Here is a 16,864-nt window from a genome sequence, read left to right as displayed (position 1 = left end):
CGATCGCGGAGCTCTACGCCGAACTGGGCTCGCCGATCGGCGGAACCCAGGTTCCGGACGAATGGCTGAAGCGGTTGGGCGCCCTGCCGCTGCTCTATCCGCCGGGCGAACGGTTCCATTACAGCCAGGCCACCGATGTCCTCGGCTTCCTGGTCGCACGCGTCGAGGGCAAGACATTCGGCGAGGTGCTTCAAGAACGCATCTTCGGCCCCTTGGGGATGGTCGACACCGACTTCTGGTGTCCGCCCGAGAAGCGCGACCGGATGGCGAAACTCTACCGGTTGGATCTGGCGACAGACCGGCTGACGGACGTCTCCTTCCCCCACATCGACCGGGCGCAGGTGTTCGAGGGCGGCGGCGGCTGCCTGGTCTCCACCGCGGACGACTATCTGAAGTTCGCCCGCATGATGCTGGGAAAGGGCGAGATCGACGGCGTGCGGCTGTTGAAGGCCTCGACCATCGAAATGATGTGCGAGAACCGGCTGACCGAGGCTCAGCGACAGATTCCCTTCATGGGCCTGCCCTTCTGGATGGGTCAGGGCTTTGGCCTGGGCGTCTCGGTGGTCCTTGACCCGCAGGCGCAGGCCTGGATGGGGCCGAGTTCCAAAGGAGCGCTGAGCTGGCCGGGCGCCTTCGGCACCTGGTGGCGGGCCGATCCGGAGGAAGACATGGTGGCGATCTACCTGATCCAGAATTCCATGCCCTTGGGGCCGGAGGCGGCCGCCCAGATCGCCGCCAGCCCGCGCATGGGCGGGCGCATGGCCCTGATCACCTTCCTGAACCTGGTCTACGGCGCCTTGGGCCGATAACCGTCGGCCTCAGCCCGAGTGCGGCGACACGCACATCGGCTGGCCGCGCCAGGTGGCGCCGACCACGCTGCCGTTGCTGATCGCCTTCAGGCGGGCCTGGACGTAGTCCATGCTTTCGGGCGGCGGCTTGACGCCGGGCGGGCACAAGGGCGCTGTCACCTGCCGCGTGGCGCCGGGGCAGATGCAGATATCCTGCTGCTGGTTGAGCCGGCTGGCGTCCTGGCCGCGGCACTGCACCGACTTCTGATGGCCGCTGCCGTCGAGGCAGATGCTGGTCGAGTTGCGGTCGAGCGTGTCCGCGGAGGCCAGGCCCGCCGCGCCGCTCAGTCCCAAGGCCGCGGAGGTGATCAGGATGGATAGTTTCACGACGCGTCTCCGTCTTTGTCCCCCGAACGGGAACATTGAGCCTCCGATCTGACCTGCGCGTCAACCGCGGCGCGGCGCGCGTAAATCGGCGTTCGTTCACCAAGAAATCTCGCGATAACTTAACCGTGGCGAGCGCAGACTGGCGAGATGGACCCGATCTCCACCGCCCGCTACGGCATGATGGCCGCCACCCAGCAGCTCACCGCTTCGGCCAGCCGCATCGCGGCCGACGGGCCGAGCGGCAACGTGGACTATGGCTCCGAGGTGGTGACCCAGATCCAGGCTTCCACCGCCTTCAAGGCGGACGTGGGCGTGGTCAAGGTCGCCGACCAGATGTGGCAGTCCCTGCTCGCGATCCAGTCGAACTGATCGCGCCTTCGTCCGGCCCTACTGGAACGCGATCCAGCGCCCGGCCGCCGCGCCCAGCACCCACACCAGCATCGTGGAATAGGCCACCAGCTTGGTCAGCGGCCCGCCCTCTTCGCCGCGTCCGCGGAACAAGGTGATCAGCGCCGTCCCAACGATCCAGACGGCGTAGAGCGCCGTGTAGATCTTGTTGACCGGGTTCAGGTGGTCATAGTCGTCCGGCTTGATCACGAAATGGGTGTGGACGAACTGGGCCACGATCAGCACGACCATGCCGGCGATATAGCCCCAGCGCAGCCGGCCCCGGGTCACCGGGATCAGGATCAGCGCTGCGGCCGTGATCACGTGATAGATGCCCACGTCGATCAGATCCGTGGTCGCGAACATCCACAGATCGATCAGGAAGATTGAGCCGCCGATCGCGAACCAGATCTTGGGCATCAGCGCCACCGCGCCGTTGGCCGCGGCGACCGGGCGGCTGACGCCATAGGTAAGGATGATGCCGGACAGCAGCGCCATCATCTTCACCGTGAACGCTGAGCTGTCATAGAGCTTGGTCGCATTAGCCGCCCCAATCAGGACGCCGGTAATGATGATCCCGATCACGCCGATGTTCTGCAGGACGCGGAGGTTGCGGTAGATTTCCGAGGGCTTCTCCTCGGTGACGCCGGCGCCCAGCAGGCGCAGGTTCATCAGGATCGTGGTGCCTCCAATCACGATCAGCGACAGGATGTGGCCGACCTCCCAGGAGGCGTAGCCGAACTTCGGACCCTTGACCCAACTCCCTGGCGGAATGTCGCCCAAGGTGTCGACCCAGGCTTTGGCCTGGGGGAAGAAATGTTCGAGGTTCATGCTGCTCATGGCTGCGCCTTCCACATCTGCGCATCGAAGCGCTGCCCGGCCATGTTCTCTTCACCCTTCTCGGAGGTTTTGCACTGCTGCACCCAGTTGATGACGTCCGACTGTGGCTTGCCGCAGTCGTACCAGTTGTAGGGAATGAACCGGCCGCAGATGATCACCAGCGTCCAAAGGATCAGGGAGCCGGCGGCCGACATCCGCGCCGCTTTCGGCGGCGTCCCATCGGCGTCCCAGGAGCCTTGCGTCGCCTGCACCCGGCTGTGGAAAACCACGATGTTGAGCAGGGCGAGCGCCAGGAAGGCCATTTTCACGAGGAACTGGACGTTGTGGTAGTAGTAGATCGGTTTAGCGAAGAACAGGCCCGTCCCGCTCAGCACCACGAAGACGAAGCTGTAGACGGTGAGCGGCAGGATCGCGTCACTGATCGTCGAGACCTTCGTCTTGCGGAAGGTCACGCCCAGCAGCCTCAGGTCGACCACCATGATGGTGCCGGCGAACAGCATCAGCGCGATCAGGTGCGTGCCTTCCAGCAGGCTCCAGAAGTTCAGCGAGCCGAGCAGGGCCTCGCTCCACGACTGGCCGTCGGGAGACGGGCCCTTGCCGAGCGAATGCTCCAGCCAGTTCAAGAATGCGCCCATCATCGGCGCCGCTCCTGATATCCGTTCATTCCGTTCCCCAAGCCTTCGGCGTGAAATCGCCCGGCCAAGTCTTGCGCACACACACCGGTGTCAGCCGGCAATCAAGCAGCGTACGGTTCCGGCGCCGTTACGCTTCGGTTACAGCGCCGAATTACGCGGGTTTTCAAGGTCGAGGCTTGATCCAGGTCATGGGCGGCGCCGCAGATCGCGTCTAGCGCCGCTGCCCCGCGGCCACCACCGCTGAGCCAGGCTGATTCCTCAACCCGATGCGTCGCATCGGCCAGAAAAAAGGGGGGCGAAACCGCCCCCCTTTCAATTTCCAACGTCAGCCGACTACGGCTTCTCGGCGGCGTCCGCGCCATCCTTCGGCGCGCCCGTGCCGGACGAGCCCATGAACAGCTTGCGGCCGTCGGGGAAGGTCACGTCACGGCCGTTGGCCTTGCAGATCGGCTCGCAGGCCTTGTCCTTCGACTGATAGCCGCGCACCACGATCTCGGTGCCGGGCTTCAGCGAGTTCCGGTCGATGCCGGCGCGAAGCAGGGTGTTGGGCGTGCCGCCCTCGACCATCCACTCCACCTGGGCGAAGTCCGGGTTGGTGTTCATCACGTGGACCCAGGCGTGCGGGTTGATCCACTCGACCTTTACGACCTTGCCGCGCAGCAGCACGGGGGCCTTGCCGTCAAATTCGGCGGCGAACGCATGGTGGGCCACGGCTTGGGTCACGCCGATCGAAGCGGCGGCCAGAAGGCCCGCGGAAATCACGGTAGGGACAATGAAACGACGGAAGTTCATGTGGGGCGTCTCCGACGGAGGATGCTGCTTCTTATCATCCTTCCGCGTCACGATGATGGCGACACGGAAAGAAACGGGCGATCAGGCTGCCTAGGGCAGCGGGTTCTTGCGAAGGTGACCATACATCAGTTCTTCGACGAATTCGACGCACTTGAACTGTTGCAAGCGCGCGTCTTCACCGACGTGTTTGTAGAGGTTCATGCTCATCTTCCACGGGCGGGTGAAGATCTCCGGATCGGTGATCTCCGCCTCGTAGCGCATGACGCCGGGGCCGGTGGGCGTCCAGCGTTCGACGACCTTCATGTCGCCGGTGTGGAAATTGCCGGCCCGGTCGAACCAGGTCGAGTCGAGCATGCCGGTGACGACCACTACGAGGGTGTCGCCTTCCCAGTGGGCGACCGACTGGCCCATCCAGCTGTCGACCGGCGCCGGGCCCGGATCCTTGAACTGCAGGTTGCGCACCGCGCCCGCAAATTCATAGGCGATCAGGGTCGCGCTCTCGGATTGGAAGATCTGGAACGGCAGCGACATGTAGTTGGCGCGCGGCACGCCCGGCAGGTAGCACTTGATCTCCGGGTCCTTGTGGATCCAGTCGGCCTTGTTCGCGTCACGCGTCTTCAGGGCTTCGGGCTTGTACGGGATCGCGCCGCCCTCGACCACGCCGAGGCCGGCAGGCACCGAGCCCACCGCGCCCAGCGCCAGGACTTCCTTGGCCGGCACCGGCACCACCGGACCCGGACGCATCTGCATCGCCGCGCTGGAGGCGTGCGGCTCGATGTTGAAGTTGGCGGTGTTCATCACCTGCCAGACGCCGTTGAGATCTGGATGCTTGCCGTCCGGGCCGCGCGGGGCGTGATAGGCCGCAGCCTTGCCCGCGGGCTTCGCAGCCGCCGTCGGCTTGGGTTTGGCCGGCGCCGCCTGCGCCTGGGCTTGCCCGCCGATCACCGCGCCGGCCAACGCCAGCGCCACCATGGTTTTGATCATATTCGCTCCCCAGTTCCCCCCTGCCCTCGACGTGGCAGAGTCGTATTTCTCAAATTTCTAACGGACGTTTGGACGAAGCGCCAGCCGCCCTGACTTTACAATGTCTCGCGGTGAGATTAGCGCGCCCCCATGACGCTGCGATCCCTGTTCGCGACTCCGATCTATGACGCGTCGCTTAGCACGCACCGGAGTTTCGAAAATTTCAGGTCCGAATTGGAAGCCGCTTGCCGGATGCTGGCGGCGGAGGACGCGGCCGGCCGCGCCTGGTGCAGGGCCAACGGCTACGGCGGCTACACCTCCTACGCTTCGCTGGACGACCTGCCGACCAGGGCCAGCGTGTTCGGCGAGCTGAAGACCCTGCTGGACCGCCACGCCAAGGCCTTCGCCGAGGACCTCGCCTTCGACCTCAAGGGCGGCCGGCTGAAGCTCGACAGCCTGTGGGTCAATATCCTGAAGCCCGGCGCGGCGCACTCGGGCCACATCCATCCGCACAGCGTGCTGTCCGGCACGGTCTATGTGGTCACCCCGCCCGGCGCCAGCGCGCTGAAGCTGGAGGACCCGCGCCTGCCGCTGATGATGGCGGCGCCGCCAAGGCGCGCCGATGCGCCGCAGGGCGCCCAGACCTTCGTCTACCTGCAGCCGCAGCCGGGGACGGTTCTGATGTGGGAGAGCTGGCTGCGCCACGAGGTGCCCGCCAACCGGGCCAAGGCGGAGCGCATCTCGATCAGTTTCAACTACGGCTGGCGCTGAGGACCGGTTCAGCGACCGATCGCCGAGGCTCGCCGCCATTGTGCGAAATCCCGCACAACCCGTGCTGATTATATGGGATTATCGCGTGAATGGGTCGCGTCCATAAGGCGGCTAGCCCCTTATGCGGAGAATCCTCCATGACCGATATCAGCCGCGCCGGCGCCTTTGCGCTCGGCGACCTCACCGTCAACCGCATGGGCTACGGCGCCATGCAACTCGCCGGCCCCGGCGTCTTCGGCCCGCCCAAGGATCGGGACCAGGCCTTGGCCGTGTTGCGCGAGGCGGTGGCCAGCGGCGTCGACCACATCGACACCAGCGACTTCTACGGGCCGCACGTGACCAATCAGATCATCCGCGAGGCGCTGTCGCCCTATCCGGAAGGCCTGACCATCGTGACCAAACTGGGCGCGCGGCGCGGCGACGACGCTTCCTGGCTGCCCTACAGCGAGCCCGCCGAGCTCGTACAGGGGATCGAGGACAATCTGCGCAACCTCGGCGTCGAGGTCCTCGACGTCGTCAACCTGCGGGTGATGGGCGATATCCACGCCCCCAGCGAAGGCTCGATTGGAGCGAAGTTCTCCGTGCTGGCCGAGCAGCAGAAGAAAGGCAAAATCCGCCACCTCGGCCTCAGCAACGTCACCTCGACCCAGGTCGCCGAGGCGCGGACCATCGCCCCGGTCGTCTGCGTTCAGAACCAGTACAACCTCGTCCAGCGCGACGACGACGCGCTGATCGATGAGCTGGCGGGCCTGGGCGTCGCCTATACGCCGTTCTTCCCCCTGGGCGGGTTCACGCCGCTGCAGTCGTCGGCCCTGTCGGAGGTCGCCGCGGAGCTGGGCGCGACGCCGATGCAGGTGGCGCTGGCGTGGCTGCTGCAACGCGCGCCCAACATCCTGCTGATCCCGGGCACGTCATCGGTGACGCACCTGCGCGAGAACCTGGCGGCGGCGAGCCTCAGCCTGTCGCCGGAGGTGATCCGCCGCCTTGACGCGATCGCCAAGTCGCCTGCCGTCTAGAGGCAAGCGGTCCGGGAGGCTGCGCGCCTCCCGGACCCCTTAGCTGTCCAGGAAGCTCCGCAGCTTCCGCGACCGGGACGGGTGCTTCAGCTTGCGAAGCGCCTTGGCTTCGATCTGGCGGATCCGTTCGCGGGTGACGCTGAACTGCTGGCCGACCTCTTCGAGGGTGTGGTCGGTGTTCATGCCGATGCCGAAGCGCATCCGCAGGACCCGTTCTTCCCGCGGGGTCAGCGAGGCCAGCACCCGGGTCGTGGTTTCCCGCAGGTTCGACTGGATGGCCGCATCGATCGGCAGGATCGCGTTCTTGTCCTCGATGAAGTCGCCCAGGTGGGAGTCTTCCTCGTCGCCGATGGGCGTTTCGAGGCTGATCGGCTCCTTGGCGATCTTCAGGACCTTGCGGACCTTTTCCAGCGGCATGGCCAGTTTCTCGGCCAGCTCTTCCGGCGTCGGCTCGCGGCCGATCTCGTGCAGCATCTGGCGGGATGTGCGGACGATCTTGTTGATCGTCTCGATCATGTGCACCGGGATGCGGATGGTGCGCGCCTGGTCGGCGATCGAGCGGGTGATCGCCTGGCGGATCCACCAGGTTGCGTAGGTCGAGAACTTGTAGCCGCGGCGGTATTCAAACTTATCGACCGCCTTCATCAGGCCGATGTTGCCTTCCTGGATCAGGTCCAGGAACTGCAGGCCGCGGTTGGTGTATTTCTTGGCGATGGAGATCACCAGGCGCAGGTTCGCCTCGACCATCTCCTTCTTGGCCTGGCGGGCCTCGCGCTCGCCCTTCTGCACGGTCTGGACGATGCGGCGGTAGTCGTCGATCGGCACGCCGGTCTCGGTGGCGAGGGCTGCGATCTCGTGACGAATATCGCCGATCTGGCCGTTGTCGTTCTCGGCGAACTTGGTCCAGCGGATGCCAAGCGCCTTGACCTGGTCGGTCCAGTCCGGACGCAGCTCCGAGCCGAAGTAGGCCTTCAGGAACTCCGTGCGGCTGATGCCGTAGCTGTCGGCCAGGCGCAGCAGGCGGCCTTCAAGGCCCATCAGACGCTTGTTGATCGCATAGAGCTGCTCGACCAGCGCCTCGATGCGGTTGTTGTTGAGCTTCAGCGTCTTCAGGTGCTGGACGATGGCGCCGGTGGCGGTCTGATAGGCGGCGCGGTCCTTGTCGGAGAGGTCCTCGCCCTTCAGACGCTGGGTGACCAGCTTCTCCTGCAGCATGCGGAAGGCTTCGAACTCGACGGCGATGGCGTCGAGGGTGGCCATCACCCCTTCGCGGAGCTCGGCCTCCATGGCGCTGATCGTCGGACCCGCGCCGTCGTCGAAGTCGTCGTCGCTCTCGCCCTCGGGCTGGCCCTCGACGGCCTCGGCTTCTTCCTTCTCTTCCTCCGCCTCTGCGACGGCTTCCACCGGCAGGGCCTCGACGCCGGCGTTCTGGCCGCCGTAGGTCTGTTCGAGGTCGATCACTTCGCGCAGCAGGATGCGGCCGCTGCCGAGCTCCTCGCGCCAGACCATGATGGCTTCGAACGTCAGCGCGCTTTCGCACAGGCCACGGATCATGGTGTCGCGGCCGGCCTCGATGCGCTTGGCGATGGCGATTTCGCCCTCGCGGGAGAGCAGCTCCACCGAGCCCATTTCGCGCAGGTACATGCGCACGGGATCGTCGGTGCGGTCGTAGGCGGCTTCCTTGGCGGTCTCGACCACCTGGGACTCTTCGCGCACGGCCACTTCGCCGCCGCCTTCGGCGTCTTCTTCCGCCTCAACGACGTTGACGCCCATCTCGCTGAGCATGGCCAGCGTGTCTTCGATGGCTTCGGAGGTCACTTCCTCCGAGGGCAGGACCTTGTTCAGCTCGTCCATGGTGACGTAGCCACGGGCCTTGGCCTGCTTGATGAATTTCTTGACCGCGGCATCCGTCAGATCGAGCAGCGGCCCGTCGCCACTGGTGGTTTCCGGCGTTTCAGCTTCGGCGGTGGTGGTGCTCATCGAGGTCTCCGAAATCGACGCCGCACCTCCTGCAAGGCTCGGGCCGAAAATGGTTTACGGCGGTCGGACAAAGCCAAGGCGCTCAGCCTAACGACCCGTCTCCCGCCCAATTCGTTCCGTTGCGACTTATGCCCTGCAGTGCGCCGCGCTTGGTTTCCAGACGCTGAACGCTTCCGCCACGACAACCCGGCCGCGAAGGTCACCCATCACGGTCGGCGCGGCGTCGTCCGGCGCCGCCGGCGAACCGGCGACAAGGCGCGACCACTGGGATCACCGCGCTTCGAGGGAGGCATCTCGATCTCTGACGAGGGGCGCGCCCGAAAAATCGCGGCGGCCCGAATCGATACCTGTCACAGCGCGCTAAATCCGCACCGGGCCAGATGGCGTCGATAGGGTCCCGAGTCAAGGTTGGGCGGTATGCGGAGTGAGCTGGAGTGGCTTTCGGAGCCTCAGCCGCCGACAGACGCTTAACGAAACGGGGCTATTTTGTCGCATGCGCTCATCGGGCGGGAGATGGGCGATGCAACGGCCCTTCGCCCTTGCCGCGCGCGTAAAGGACCGCCACGGTGGCGCTTATGAAGATGCTGATCGTCGACGATCACGCGGTGCTGCGGCAGGGCCTAGCCGCCCTGCTCAAGGATAGCGGCGTGGCGCACGAGGTGCTGCAGGCGGCAGACCGGGCCGAGGGGCTAGCGATGTTGGCCGCGCATGACGATCTCGACGCGGTGCTCCTGGATCTCAAGCTGCCCGACAGCGAAGGCTTGTCGGCGATCACCGCCTTCGCCCAGCAGAGCCCGACCACCCCGATCATCATCGTCTCGGCCTCGGAGGATCCGGCCGACGTGCGCCGCGCGCTCGATCTTGGCGCGCTGGGTTATGCGCCCAAGTCCTCCCCGCCGGAGACCCTGGTCTCGGCGGTGCAGCTGGTGATGTCGGGAGGCGTCTACGTGCCGCCGCTGATGCTTAACGCCGGCCCGGACATGCTGGGACACGTCGAGACGCTCACGCCGCGCCAGCGTGAGGTCCTGGCGGCTGTGGCGGCGGGCCTCTCCAACAAGGAGATCGGCCTGCGCTTCGGCCTGTCGGAGAAGACGGTGAAGGTGCACGTCGGCGCGATCTTCCGCGCCCTCGGCGTGGCCAACCGCACCCAGGCGGCGACCACCGCGCGCGCCGCGGGGCTCAAGTTGCCGGCTCAGCCGTCCGCGGCCGACGAATAAGGCTGCCCACCGCCGCGCGCAGCCGCGCGTGCGCCAGGGGCTTGTGCAGTAGGGGATAGCCGCTCGCCAGCGCCATGCGCAGATTCTCCGGCGCCGTGTCGCCGGTCAGCAGGATCGCAGGCACGTCGCCTCCCAGCTTGTCGCGCAGGGCCTTGATGACCTCGATGCCGCTCTCGCCGTCGCGCAGGCGGAAGTCGCAGATGATCAGGTCCGGCCGGGCTCCGCCGCTGACCGCGTTGAACGCGCTCGCTCCGCCGCTCACCGCCAGCACCTGATGGCCCCAGCTCGACAGGAGTTCGCGCATCGACGCGCGGATCGCCTGCTCGTCATCAATGGCCAGGATCAGACCGCCGGGCGGTGCGGTGAAAGACGGCTCGATCACCTCGACGGGAGCGCCCGCCGCCATGGCGCGCGGGGCCAGCACCCGGAACACCGTGCCCTTGCCCGGCTCGCTCTGCATGTCCAGCGAATGGCCCAGGATGTCGATCAGGCGGCGCACGATCGCCAGGCCCAGGCCCAGGCCCTTGCTGCGGTCCCGGTCGGGATTGGAAACCTGGAAAAACTCCTCGAACACGGCCTCGCGCTGCTCGGAGGCAATGCCGGGACCGGTGTCCCAGACCTCAAGGCTGAGCCGGTCCCCCCGGCGGCGGCAGCCCACCAGGACGGCGCCGGCGGCGGTGTAGCGCACCGCATTGCCGATCAGGTTGCGCATCACCCGCTCCAGCAAGAGCGGGTCGCTGTGCACGGCCGCGCGGGTCGGAACGACGATCAGGGCGACATCCTTCGCATCGGCTTCCGTCGCCACGTCGCGGCACACCCGATCGAGGAGAGGTTGCACCGCGATGTCGGCGGGCTGGTTCTGAACCGCCTCGGCGTCCAGGCGCGAGATGTCGAGCAGCGAGGTGAAGAGGCCGTCCAGCGCCGCCACCGAGGCGTCGACCTGATCGATGAGGGCCAGAGAGCGCGCCTGCAGCCGATGCCCGCGCAAGGCGCCGACGAACATGCCCAGCGCATGCACCGGCTGACGCAGGTCGTGGCTGGCCGAGGCCAGGAAGCGGGACTTGGCCAGGTTCGCCTGCTCCGCGATGGCCTTCTGGGCGGTCAGGTCCTCCACCAGCGCGGCGTTGACGAAGCGCAGCCGCAACGCTTCTTCCAGGCCCCTGCTGTAGCGCCGCGCCAGTGCCCCGACCGTGGGGATCCAGGCTAGAAACATGCCGGCGATAACGTTGTGCAGGAGGTCACCCTGCAGCAGGAACCAGCCCACCATCGGCAGGAAGGCCGGCAGGAACAGCACGAAGAAGGCCGGCAGGTAGGAGCCGAAGGCGCTGATCGTACCGTAGATCACAGCGATCAGAACCGCGGCGAACAGCAGCTGCAGGTCCAGACGTCCCGGCGCCAGCAGCCACAGGCTGCCGATCCCCCAGGTGAGCGCCCCGACCAGAGCCCCGGCCATGAACCGGTCCGCCCAGCGCTTCCAGTCGGCGGCCAGCGGATCGGCCCGGAAGAATGCCCGGCGCAGTCCCGCCCGCAGCGTCGTATGGATGACCATTACTGCGATCCAGATCCAGCCGATCCAGGGCGCCAGCGTGCCCAGATGGATCAGCAGCAGGGCCAGGGCCGAGCCGATCGCCAGGGTGACGAACATGGAGATGCCCGCCGAGGCGTAGAGCAGGCGGACCTGTTCCGCGCGGATCCGCTGGATCAGGACCGGGTCCGTCGCGTCGAAGGCCGGCGCGGTCATTCGGCGGCGACGCCGGCGCCCGGCGCGGCGCGGCGCAGCAGGCCGGTCACCGCGGCGCGCAGCTTGGGCGGAGCTAGCGGCTTGTGCAGGACCGGATAGCCGCCGATCACCGCGCGAAGCTGGTCCGGCGCGGTTTCGCCGGTGACCACGATCGCCGGCACCAGGACGCCGACCGCCGCTTGCAGCCGGGCGATGGCGTCGAGGCCGCTCTCCCCTCGCGCCAGGCGGTAGTCGCAGACGATCAAGTCGGGCGTCGGCCAGCCGTCCAGTTTCGACAGGGCCTCCGAGGCGCCGCGGGCGACCCCGACGCGATAACCCCAACTGCTCAACAGCTCGCTCATGGCGATTCGGATCGGGGCCTCGTCATCGATGGCCAGGATGAACGCCCGCTCCGGGTCGGCCGGCGGCCTAGCGGCCGGCAGGCTGGCGGCGGTCTGAACCGCGGTCGCCACCCGCGGCGCCTTGAGCCGGAACACCGAGCCGCGGCCCAGGACGCTCCGCAACGTCAGCGAATGGCCGAGGATCCCCGTCAGACGCCGCACGATCGCCAGGCCCAGGCCCAGGCCCGCGCCGCCGGTTCGCTCCGGGTCGGCCACCTGGTAGAAATCCTCGAAGATCACCTGCTGCTGCTCTTCGGCGATGCCGCATCCGGTGTCCCAGACCTCAACGCTGACCTCGCTGCCGCGCCGCCGCGCGCCGACCAGCACCCCGCCGCGGTCGGTGTAGCGCACAGCGTTGCCGATCAGGTTGCGCAGGATGCGCTCCAGCAGCACCGGGTCGCTGCGAACCGACGCGGTGGTGGGCGCCACGCGCAGCTCGATGTCCTTGGCCAGCGCCTCGGCCTGCAGGTCGCGACAGATGCGGGCCAACAGCGGTTGCAGCTCCAGCACCGCCGGACGGCTCTCGATCACGCCGGCGTCCAGTCGCGAGACGTCCAGCAGGGATGCGAAGAGCCCGTCGAGGCCGGAGATCGAGGCGTCCATGTGCTCGACCAGCTCGGCCGAGCGGGTTGGCAGGTCGTGGCTGCGCAGGGCGCCCACGAACATGGCCAGGGCGTGCACGGGCTGGCGCAGGTCGTGACTGGCCGAAGCTAGGAAACGCGATTTGGCGAGGTTGGCCTGCTCGGCGGCGTGCTTCTGCGCGTGCAGGTCGTCAGCCAGGGCGGCCTTTTCGAAGCGCAGTTCAAGCGCCTCCAGCAGCCTGGCGTTGTAGCGGCGGCCAAGCACCGCCACGGTGGGCAGCCAAAGGAGCAGCATCGCCGTGCAGATGAAGTGCAGCATGTCGTCCTGGGACACGAACCAGCCGACCACGCCGATGAACGGCAGGACGAAGGCATAGAAGGCGGGCAGATAGGCGCCAGCTGAGCCGATGATGTTGTAGGTGCCGGCGATCATGATGCTCATCACCAACGCCTGCAGGTCCATCCGCCCCGGCGGGAGCAGCCACGGCAACGCCAAGCCCCAGATGAATCCGCCCGCCACCGTGCCGCCCACGAAGCGGTCGCCCCACCGCCGCCAGTCGGCCACCCCGGGCCGCACCCGCCAATAGGCGGACCGCAGTGCTATTCGCGCGGCGGTCTGCAGCACCATCGCGCTGAGGAACGCGGCTGCAGGAAGGGTTCCGAGGGTCTTCTGCTGGATCAGGATCACGACGAGGGCGGCAGCGACACCCGCGGTCGTCCAAAGCGCGATGCCGCCATCGCTGTAGAGGAGGCGCACCTGCTCGGCCCTGACCAGATCGGAAAGGGGGACCGTGTCGCGCAGCGGGGTCTTTGCGGACGCCTCGCTCATCCCGGCCCGCCTCCCTACGGCCCACCGCTGGCGGGCATTGTCACGCAAGCCCGTTCAGGACGCCATGGCCGCCTGAGCGACCCCGAATGCCAAACCTGGGCGCACGATAACCTCGCATCGCGGACGTGGAGGCTAGGCGGCGGGACGGGACCTGACTAGCTGGACTGAAGACCTACGACTTTAGTCCTAGCTTCGCCTCAGCGGGGAAGACCAAAGGCGCCTTTGGGTCTAGACTTGACCGGGTCCGGGAGGTCGCCAGCCATGATCACGCTCACCGTCAACGGCAAACGCCACGAGCTCGATGTGGAGCCCGATGCGCCGCTGCTCTGGGTCATCCGCGACGAACTGGGGCTTACGGGTACGAAGTTTGGCTGCGGCATCGCCCAGTGCGGCGCCTGCACCGTCCAGGTGGACGGCAGGCCCGTGCGATCCTGCGTCACCCCCGCGGGCTCGGTGAAGGGTCAGATCATCACCATCGAAGGGCTGTCCAGCGACCTGAAGCATCCGGTGCAGCAGGCCTGGCTGGCCGAGGACGTGCCGCAGTGCGGCTATTGCCAATCGGGCCAGATCCTGGCCGCCGCCGCCCTGCTCGCCACAACGCCGAATCCCACCGACGCCGATATCGACGCGAAGATGACCAACATCTGCCGCTGCGGCACCTATCCACGCATCCGCAAGGCCGTCCATCGCGCAGCCGCGGCCATGGCGAAGGGGGTCAAGGCATGAACGCTATCTCGCTCTCCCGCCGCGCCCTGGTCTTCTCAGGCCTCTCGGTGACCGGCGCCCTGGTGATCGGCGTGCCGATGCAGGCCAAGGCCGGCATGCAGCCGCCGGTGATGGCCGATGGGACAAATCCGGCCAAGGAGATGACCGCTTTCCTGGTGATCGAGCCCGACAACACCGTCACCGTACGCGTGCCGCACGCCGAGATGGGTCAGGGCACGTCCACGGCGCTGGCCATGCTGGTGGCGGAAGAACTGGCCTGCGACTGGGCAAAAGTGCGGGTCGAATACGCCTCGGCCAACCGCAATTCGCAGGCGGGAGGCAACCTCTACGGCCGAATGCAGACGGTGGGCTCCAGCGGTCTTCGCACCTCGGTCAGCATGATGCAGCAAGCCGGCGCCAGCGCCCGCGAGCGACTGCGCCTGGCCGCTGCAGAGCAATGGAAGATCGACCCGGCCGACTGCTCCGTGGCGGCAGGCAAGTGCGTGCACAAGGCCTCCAACCGCAGCCTGGACTACGGCGCCCTGGCCGCCGCCGCGGCCGCCGTGCAGCTGTCCGCAGAGCCGGCGATCAAGACGCCGGACAAATACCAGCTGGTCGGCAAATGGACGCCCCGGCTCGACACCGCCGCCAAGCTGGATGGCTCGGCGAAGTTCGGCCTCGACGCCCAGGTTCCGGGAATGGTCTACGCCGCTGTCTGGTCGGCGCCGGTCTTTGGCGGCTCGCTCAAGTCGGTGGACGACGTCGGCCTCAAGGATATCCGCGGAATCGTCGGCGTGGTGAAGCTGAAGGACGCCGTGGTGGTCGTGGCGGACCGCTACTGGCGCGCCAAGAAGGGCCTCGATGCCCTGAAGATCGAGTGGGACGACGGCGGCTATGGCGCCGTCGACAGCGAGACCCTAGCCGCCGACTACCGCGCCGCCCTCGATAAGCCCATGGGGAGCGCGGAGAAGAAGGGCGACGCCCAGGCGGTGCTGCAGGGGCCCGGCGCCAAGGTGGTGGAGGCGGTCTATGAGGCGCCCCTGCTGTCGCACTCGCCCATGGAGCCGATGAACTGCACTGTGGCGCTGACGCCCGACCGCGCCGACGTCTGGATTTCCACCCAGGCGCCGATGGCGGTGCTGCAGCAGGCGGCCAAGGAGATCGGGCTGAAGCCCGAGCAGGTCTATGTCCATAACGCTTTCGTCGGCGGCGGTTTCGGCCGGCGCGGCGGCGCGCATGACGAACTGATCCAGGCCATCGCGGTGGCCAAGCAGGTGGGCAAGCCGGTCAAGCTGATCTGGTCGCGCGAGCAGGACATGCGCCGTGACCGTTATCGCCCGCAGGCCGCCGTGCGGTTCCGCACGGCGCTCGACGAGGCGGGCAAGCCCCAGGCCTTCCAGGCCCAGATCGCCGTGGGCTCCCTGCTGCGCGGCGGCAATGGCCCGCAGGAGCTGCCGGCCAGCGAGCCCATGGCCACCGAGTGCATCCAGAACAGCTTCTACGCTTTCCCGGCCCGCGACGTGGGCGTGCTGCTGAAGAACAGCCACGTGCCGGTGTCCTTCTGGCGCGGCGTCGGGTCCTCCCAGAACGGCTTCTTCATGGAAGGCTTCATGGACGAGGTCGCCTATGCGGCGGGCCAGGATCCCTACAAATATCGCCGCGCCCTGCTCACCGACCGGCCCGACGCCCTGGGCGTCATCGACGCGCTGGCCAAGCACTCCGACTGGGGTCAGCCGCTGCCCAAGGGCCGCGGGCGCGGGATCGCGATCATCGAGGCCTATGGCTCGGTCTCCGGCCAGGTGGTCGAGGTCACCGTCTCGAAGGACGGCAAGCTGAAGGTCGACCGCGTCACCTGCGTTCTCGACCCCTATCACGTGGCCAATCCGAACACCGTCGAGCAGCAGATGGAAGGCGCGGTGATCATGGGCATGACCGCCGCGCTCTGGGGCGAGATCAACATCAAGAACGGCGCCCCGGTGGAGGGCAATTTCAACACCTATCGCATGGCCCGGATGGTCGAGACCCCGCCGCGCATCGATGTCCACCTGGTCCCCAGCGGCGGCCCCAAGTGGGGCGGCGTCGGCGAACCGGGCCTCGGTCCCTTCGCGCCAGCGCTCACCAGCGCGATCTACGCCGCCACCGGCAAGCGGGTGCGCCGCCTGCCGCTGAAGCACGCGGACCTGAGCTGGGCCTGAGCCTCAGTGCGGCAGGACCGGCGCGGTCGCCTCTTCGGGATGCGACCAGTCGCTGTTCAGGCGTTTGCGCAGGGTGTCACGCTCGGTCTTCAGACTGTTGAGGGTCGAAGAATCCCGGTCGCGGTCAAGGTCGCGGGCGGCAGCTTCTACGGCGCGATCCAGGCTCTCCAACTGCATCAGGAGGTCGAAGGCCTGGCGCCACAGGTCGCGGGACCGTTCGCCGGTCTCGGCCAGGAACGGGGCGCTGACGCCCGCACGGCCGGCGTCGCGCTCCAGGTCCGAGAGCATCTGCGCACTGAAGCCGCGGGCCTGAAGGTGGCGCAGCGCCACGTCGAACTCCATGCCCTCGGTCTCGTAGCGCAGGCGGACCAGTTCCTGGGCCAGGCCGTCCAGCTTTTCGTCCCCGAACCCGCGGGCGCCGACCAGCTCGATCTTGTCATCGATTACCGCCGGGTCGCGTACCGCCGCCAGCGCCAGGGCCGCGGCAAGGTTGCCGGGTGATTGGCGAAGCCGGCGGCTCGCGTCGCGCGCCTGCGGCGTGGCCGGCCCAGCCATGGCCTTGCGCTTGTCCCAGCGCGCGCGGGACATCTCGCGGGCCGCCGCGCCCACCGTGTAGATCGGCTCGCGGGTCGGCCAGAGCTGCTCGAAGCGACCGAG

Annotated in this window: 15 protein-coding genes and 1 pseudogene; 7 read left to right on the top strand and 9 right to left on the bottom strand. The window is 67.4% G+C overall.

Annotated features, from left to right (window positions below; genetic code table 11):
• The coding region (locus E8A12_RS21130) for a serine hydrolase domain-containing protein (protein WP_293372556.1) at window positions 1-809 on the top strand (809 nt) is incomplete at its 5' end.
• A gap of 9 nt (window positions 810-818) precedes the next feature.
• Here the strand turns inward: E8A12_RS21130 and E8A12_RS21125 are convergent.
• On the bottom strand, window positions 819-1,175 hold the full coding sequence (locus tag E8A12_RS21125; RefSeq protein WP_293372554.1) for a hypothetical protein: 357 nt from the start codon (window positions 1,173-1,175) through the stop codon (window positions 819-821).
• A 147-nt stretch (window positions 1,176-1,322) separates the two neighbouring features.
• Here E8A12_RS21125 and E8A12_RS21120 point away from each other — a divergent pair, with 147 nt between their 5' ends.
• A complete protein-coding gene (locus E8A12_RS21120) occupies window positions 1,323-1,544 on the top strand; it encodes a flagellar basal body rod C-terminal domain-containing protein (RefSeq protein WP_293372552.1) in 222 nt (73 codons plus the stop codon).
• An 18-nt stretch (window positions 1,545-1,562) separates the two neighbouring features.
• Here E8A12_RS21120 and E8A12_RS21115 read toward each other — a convergent pair whose 3' ends face one another.
• The 4 genes from E8A12_RS21115 to E8A12_RS21100 form a co-directional block, all read right to left on the bottom strand.
• Window positions 1,563-2,402: a DUF6644 family protein gene (locus E8A12_RS21115; protein WP_293372550.1), complete on the bottom strand. Its 840-nt coding sequence runs from the start codon at window positions 2,400-2,402 to the stop codon at window positions 1,563-1,565.
• A complete protein-coding gene (locus E8A12_RS21110; RefSeq protein WP_293372548.1) occupies window positions 2,399-3,040 on the bottom strand; it encodes a DUF6644 family protein in 642 nt (213 codons plus the stop codon). The genes E8A12_RS21115 and E8A12_RS21110 overlap by 4 nt, the downstream gene beginning before the upstream one ends.
• Window positions 3,041-3,370: 330 nt before the next feature.
• A complete protein-coding gene (locus E8A12_RS21105) occupies window positions 3,371-3,829 on the bottom strand; it encodes a DUF6152 family protein (protein ID WP_293372546.1) in 459 nt (152 codons plus the stop codon).
• A gap of 90 nt (window positions 3,830-3,919) precedes the next feature.
• Window positions 3,920-4,813: a hypothetical protein gene (locus E8A12_RS21100; protein ID WP_293372544.1), complete on the bottom strand. Its 894-nt coding sequence runs from the start codon at window positions 4,811-4,813 to the stop codon at window positions 3,920-3,922.
• A gap of 129 nt (window positions 4,814-4,942) precedes the next feature.
• Between E8A12_RS21100 and E8A12_RS21095 the strand changes: the two genes are divergently transcribed.
• Together E8A12_RS21095 and E8A12_RS21090 are read left to right on the top strand one after the other, a co-directional pair.
• A complete protein-coding gene (locus E8A12_RS21095) occupies window positions 4,943-5,563 on the top strand; it encodes a TIGR02466 family protein (RefSeq protein WP_293372542.1) in 621 nt (206 codons plus the stop codon).
• A gap of 137 nt (window positions 5,564-5,700) precedes the next feature.
• On the top strand, window positions 5,701-6,579 hold the full coding sequence (locus E8A12_RS21090; protein WP_293372540.1) for an aldo/keto reductase family oxidoreductase: 879 nt from the start codon (window positions 5,701-5,703) through the stop codon (window positions 6,577-6,579).
• Between the two features lie 39 nt (window positions 6,580-6,618).
• Here E8A12_RS21090 and rpoD read toward each other — a convergent pair whose 3' ends face one another.
• Window positions 6,619-8,559 (bottom strand): RNA polymerase sigma factor RpoD, encoded by a 1,941-nt coding sequence (gene rpoD / locus E8A12_RS21085; RefSeq protein WP_293372538.1) that lies wholly within the window; start codon window positions 8,557-8,559, stop codon window positions 6,619-6,621.
• Window positions 8,560-9,134: 575 nt separating this feature from the next.
• Between rpoD and E8A12_RS21080 the strand changes: the two genes are divergently transcribed.
• A complete protein-coding gene (locus tag E8A12_RS21080; protein ID WP_293372558.1) occupies window positions 9,135-9,776 on the top strand; it encodes a response regulator transcription factor in 642 nt (213 codons plus the stop codon).
• Here the strand turns inward: E8A12_RS21080 and E8A12_RS21075 are convergent.
• On the bottom strand, window positions 9,739-11,517 hold the full coding sequence (locus E8A12_RS21075) for an ATP-binding protein (protein WP_293372536.1): 1,779 nt from the start codon (window positions 11,515-11,517) through the stop codon (window positions 9,739-9,741). The genes E8A12_RS21080 and E8A12_RS21075 overlap by 38 nt on opposite strands.
• Window positions 11,514-13,307, bottom strand: coding sequence for a hybrid sensor histidine kinase/response regulator (locus E8A12_RS21070; protein WP_293372534.1), 1,794 nt, complete (start codon window positions 13,305-13,307; stop codon window positions 11,514-11,516). Before E8A12_RS21070 ends, E8A12_RS21075 begins: the two co-directional genes overlap by 4 nt.
• 261 nt (window positions 13,308-13,568) lie before the next feature.
• Here E8A12_RS21070 and E8A12_RS21065 point away from each other — a divergent pair, with 261 nt between their 5' ends.
• Window positions 13,569-14,033, top strand: a complete 465-nt coding sequence (locus tag E8A12_RS21065; RefSeq protein WP_293372532.1) for a (2Fe-2S)-binding protein — start codon at window positions 13,569-13,571, stop codon at window positions 14,031-14,033.
• Window positions 14,030-16,207, top strand: a complete 2,178-nt coding sequence (locus tag E8A12_RS21060) for a molybdopterin cofactor-binding domain-containing protein (RefSeq protein ID WP_293372530.1) — start codon at window positions 14,030-14,032, stop codon at window positions 16,205-16,207. The genes E8A12_RS21065 and E8A12_RS21060 overlap by 4 nt, the downstream gene beginning before the upstream one ends.
• Before the next feature lie 3 nt (window positions 16,208-16,210).
• On the opposite strand, the pseudogene E8A12_RS21055 reads toward E8A12_RS21060, so the two are convergent.
• Window positions 16,211-16,864, bottom strand: a pseudogene (locus E8A12_RS21055) (DNA primase); the annotation flags it as partial.

This window comes from Phenylobacterium sp., from assembly GCF_004799395.1.
Taxonomy (GTDB): domain Bacteria; phylum Pseudomonadota; class Alphaproteobacteria; order Caulobacterales; family Caulobacteraceae; genus Phenylobacterium.
Note: the sequence above shows the minus strand (reverse complement) of the source record. Positions and strands in the feature narration are given on the sequence as shown.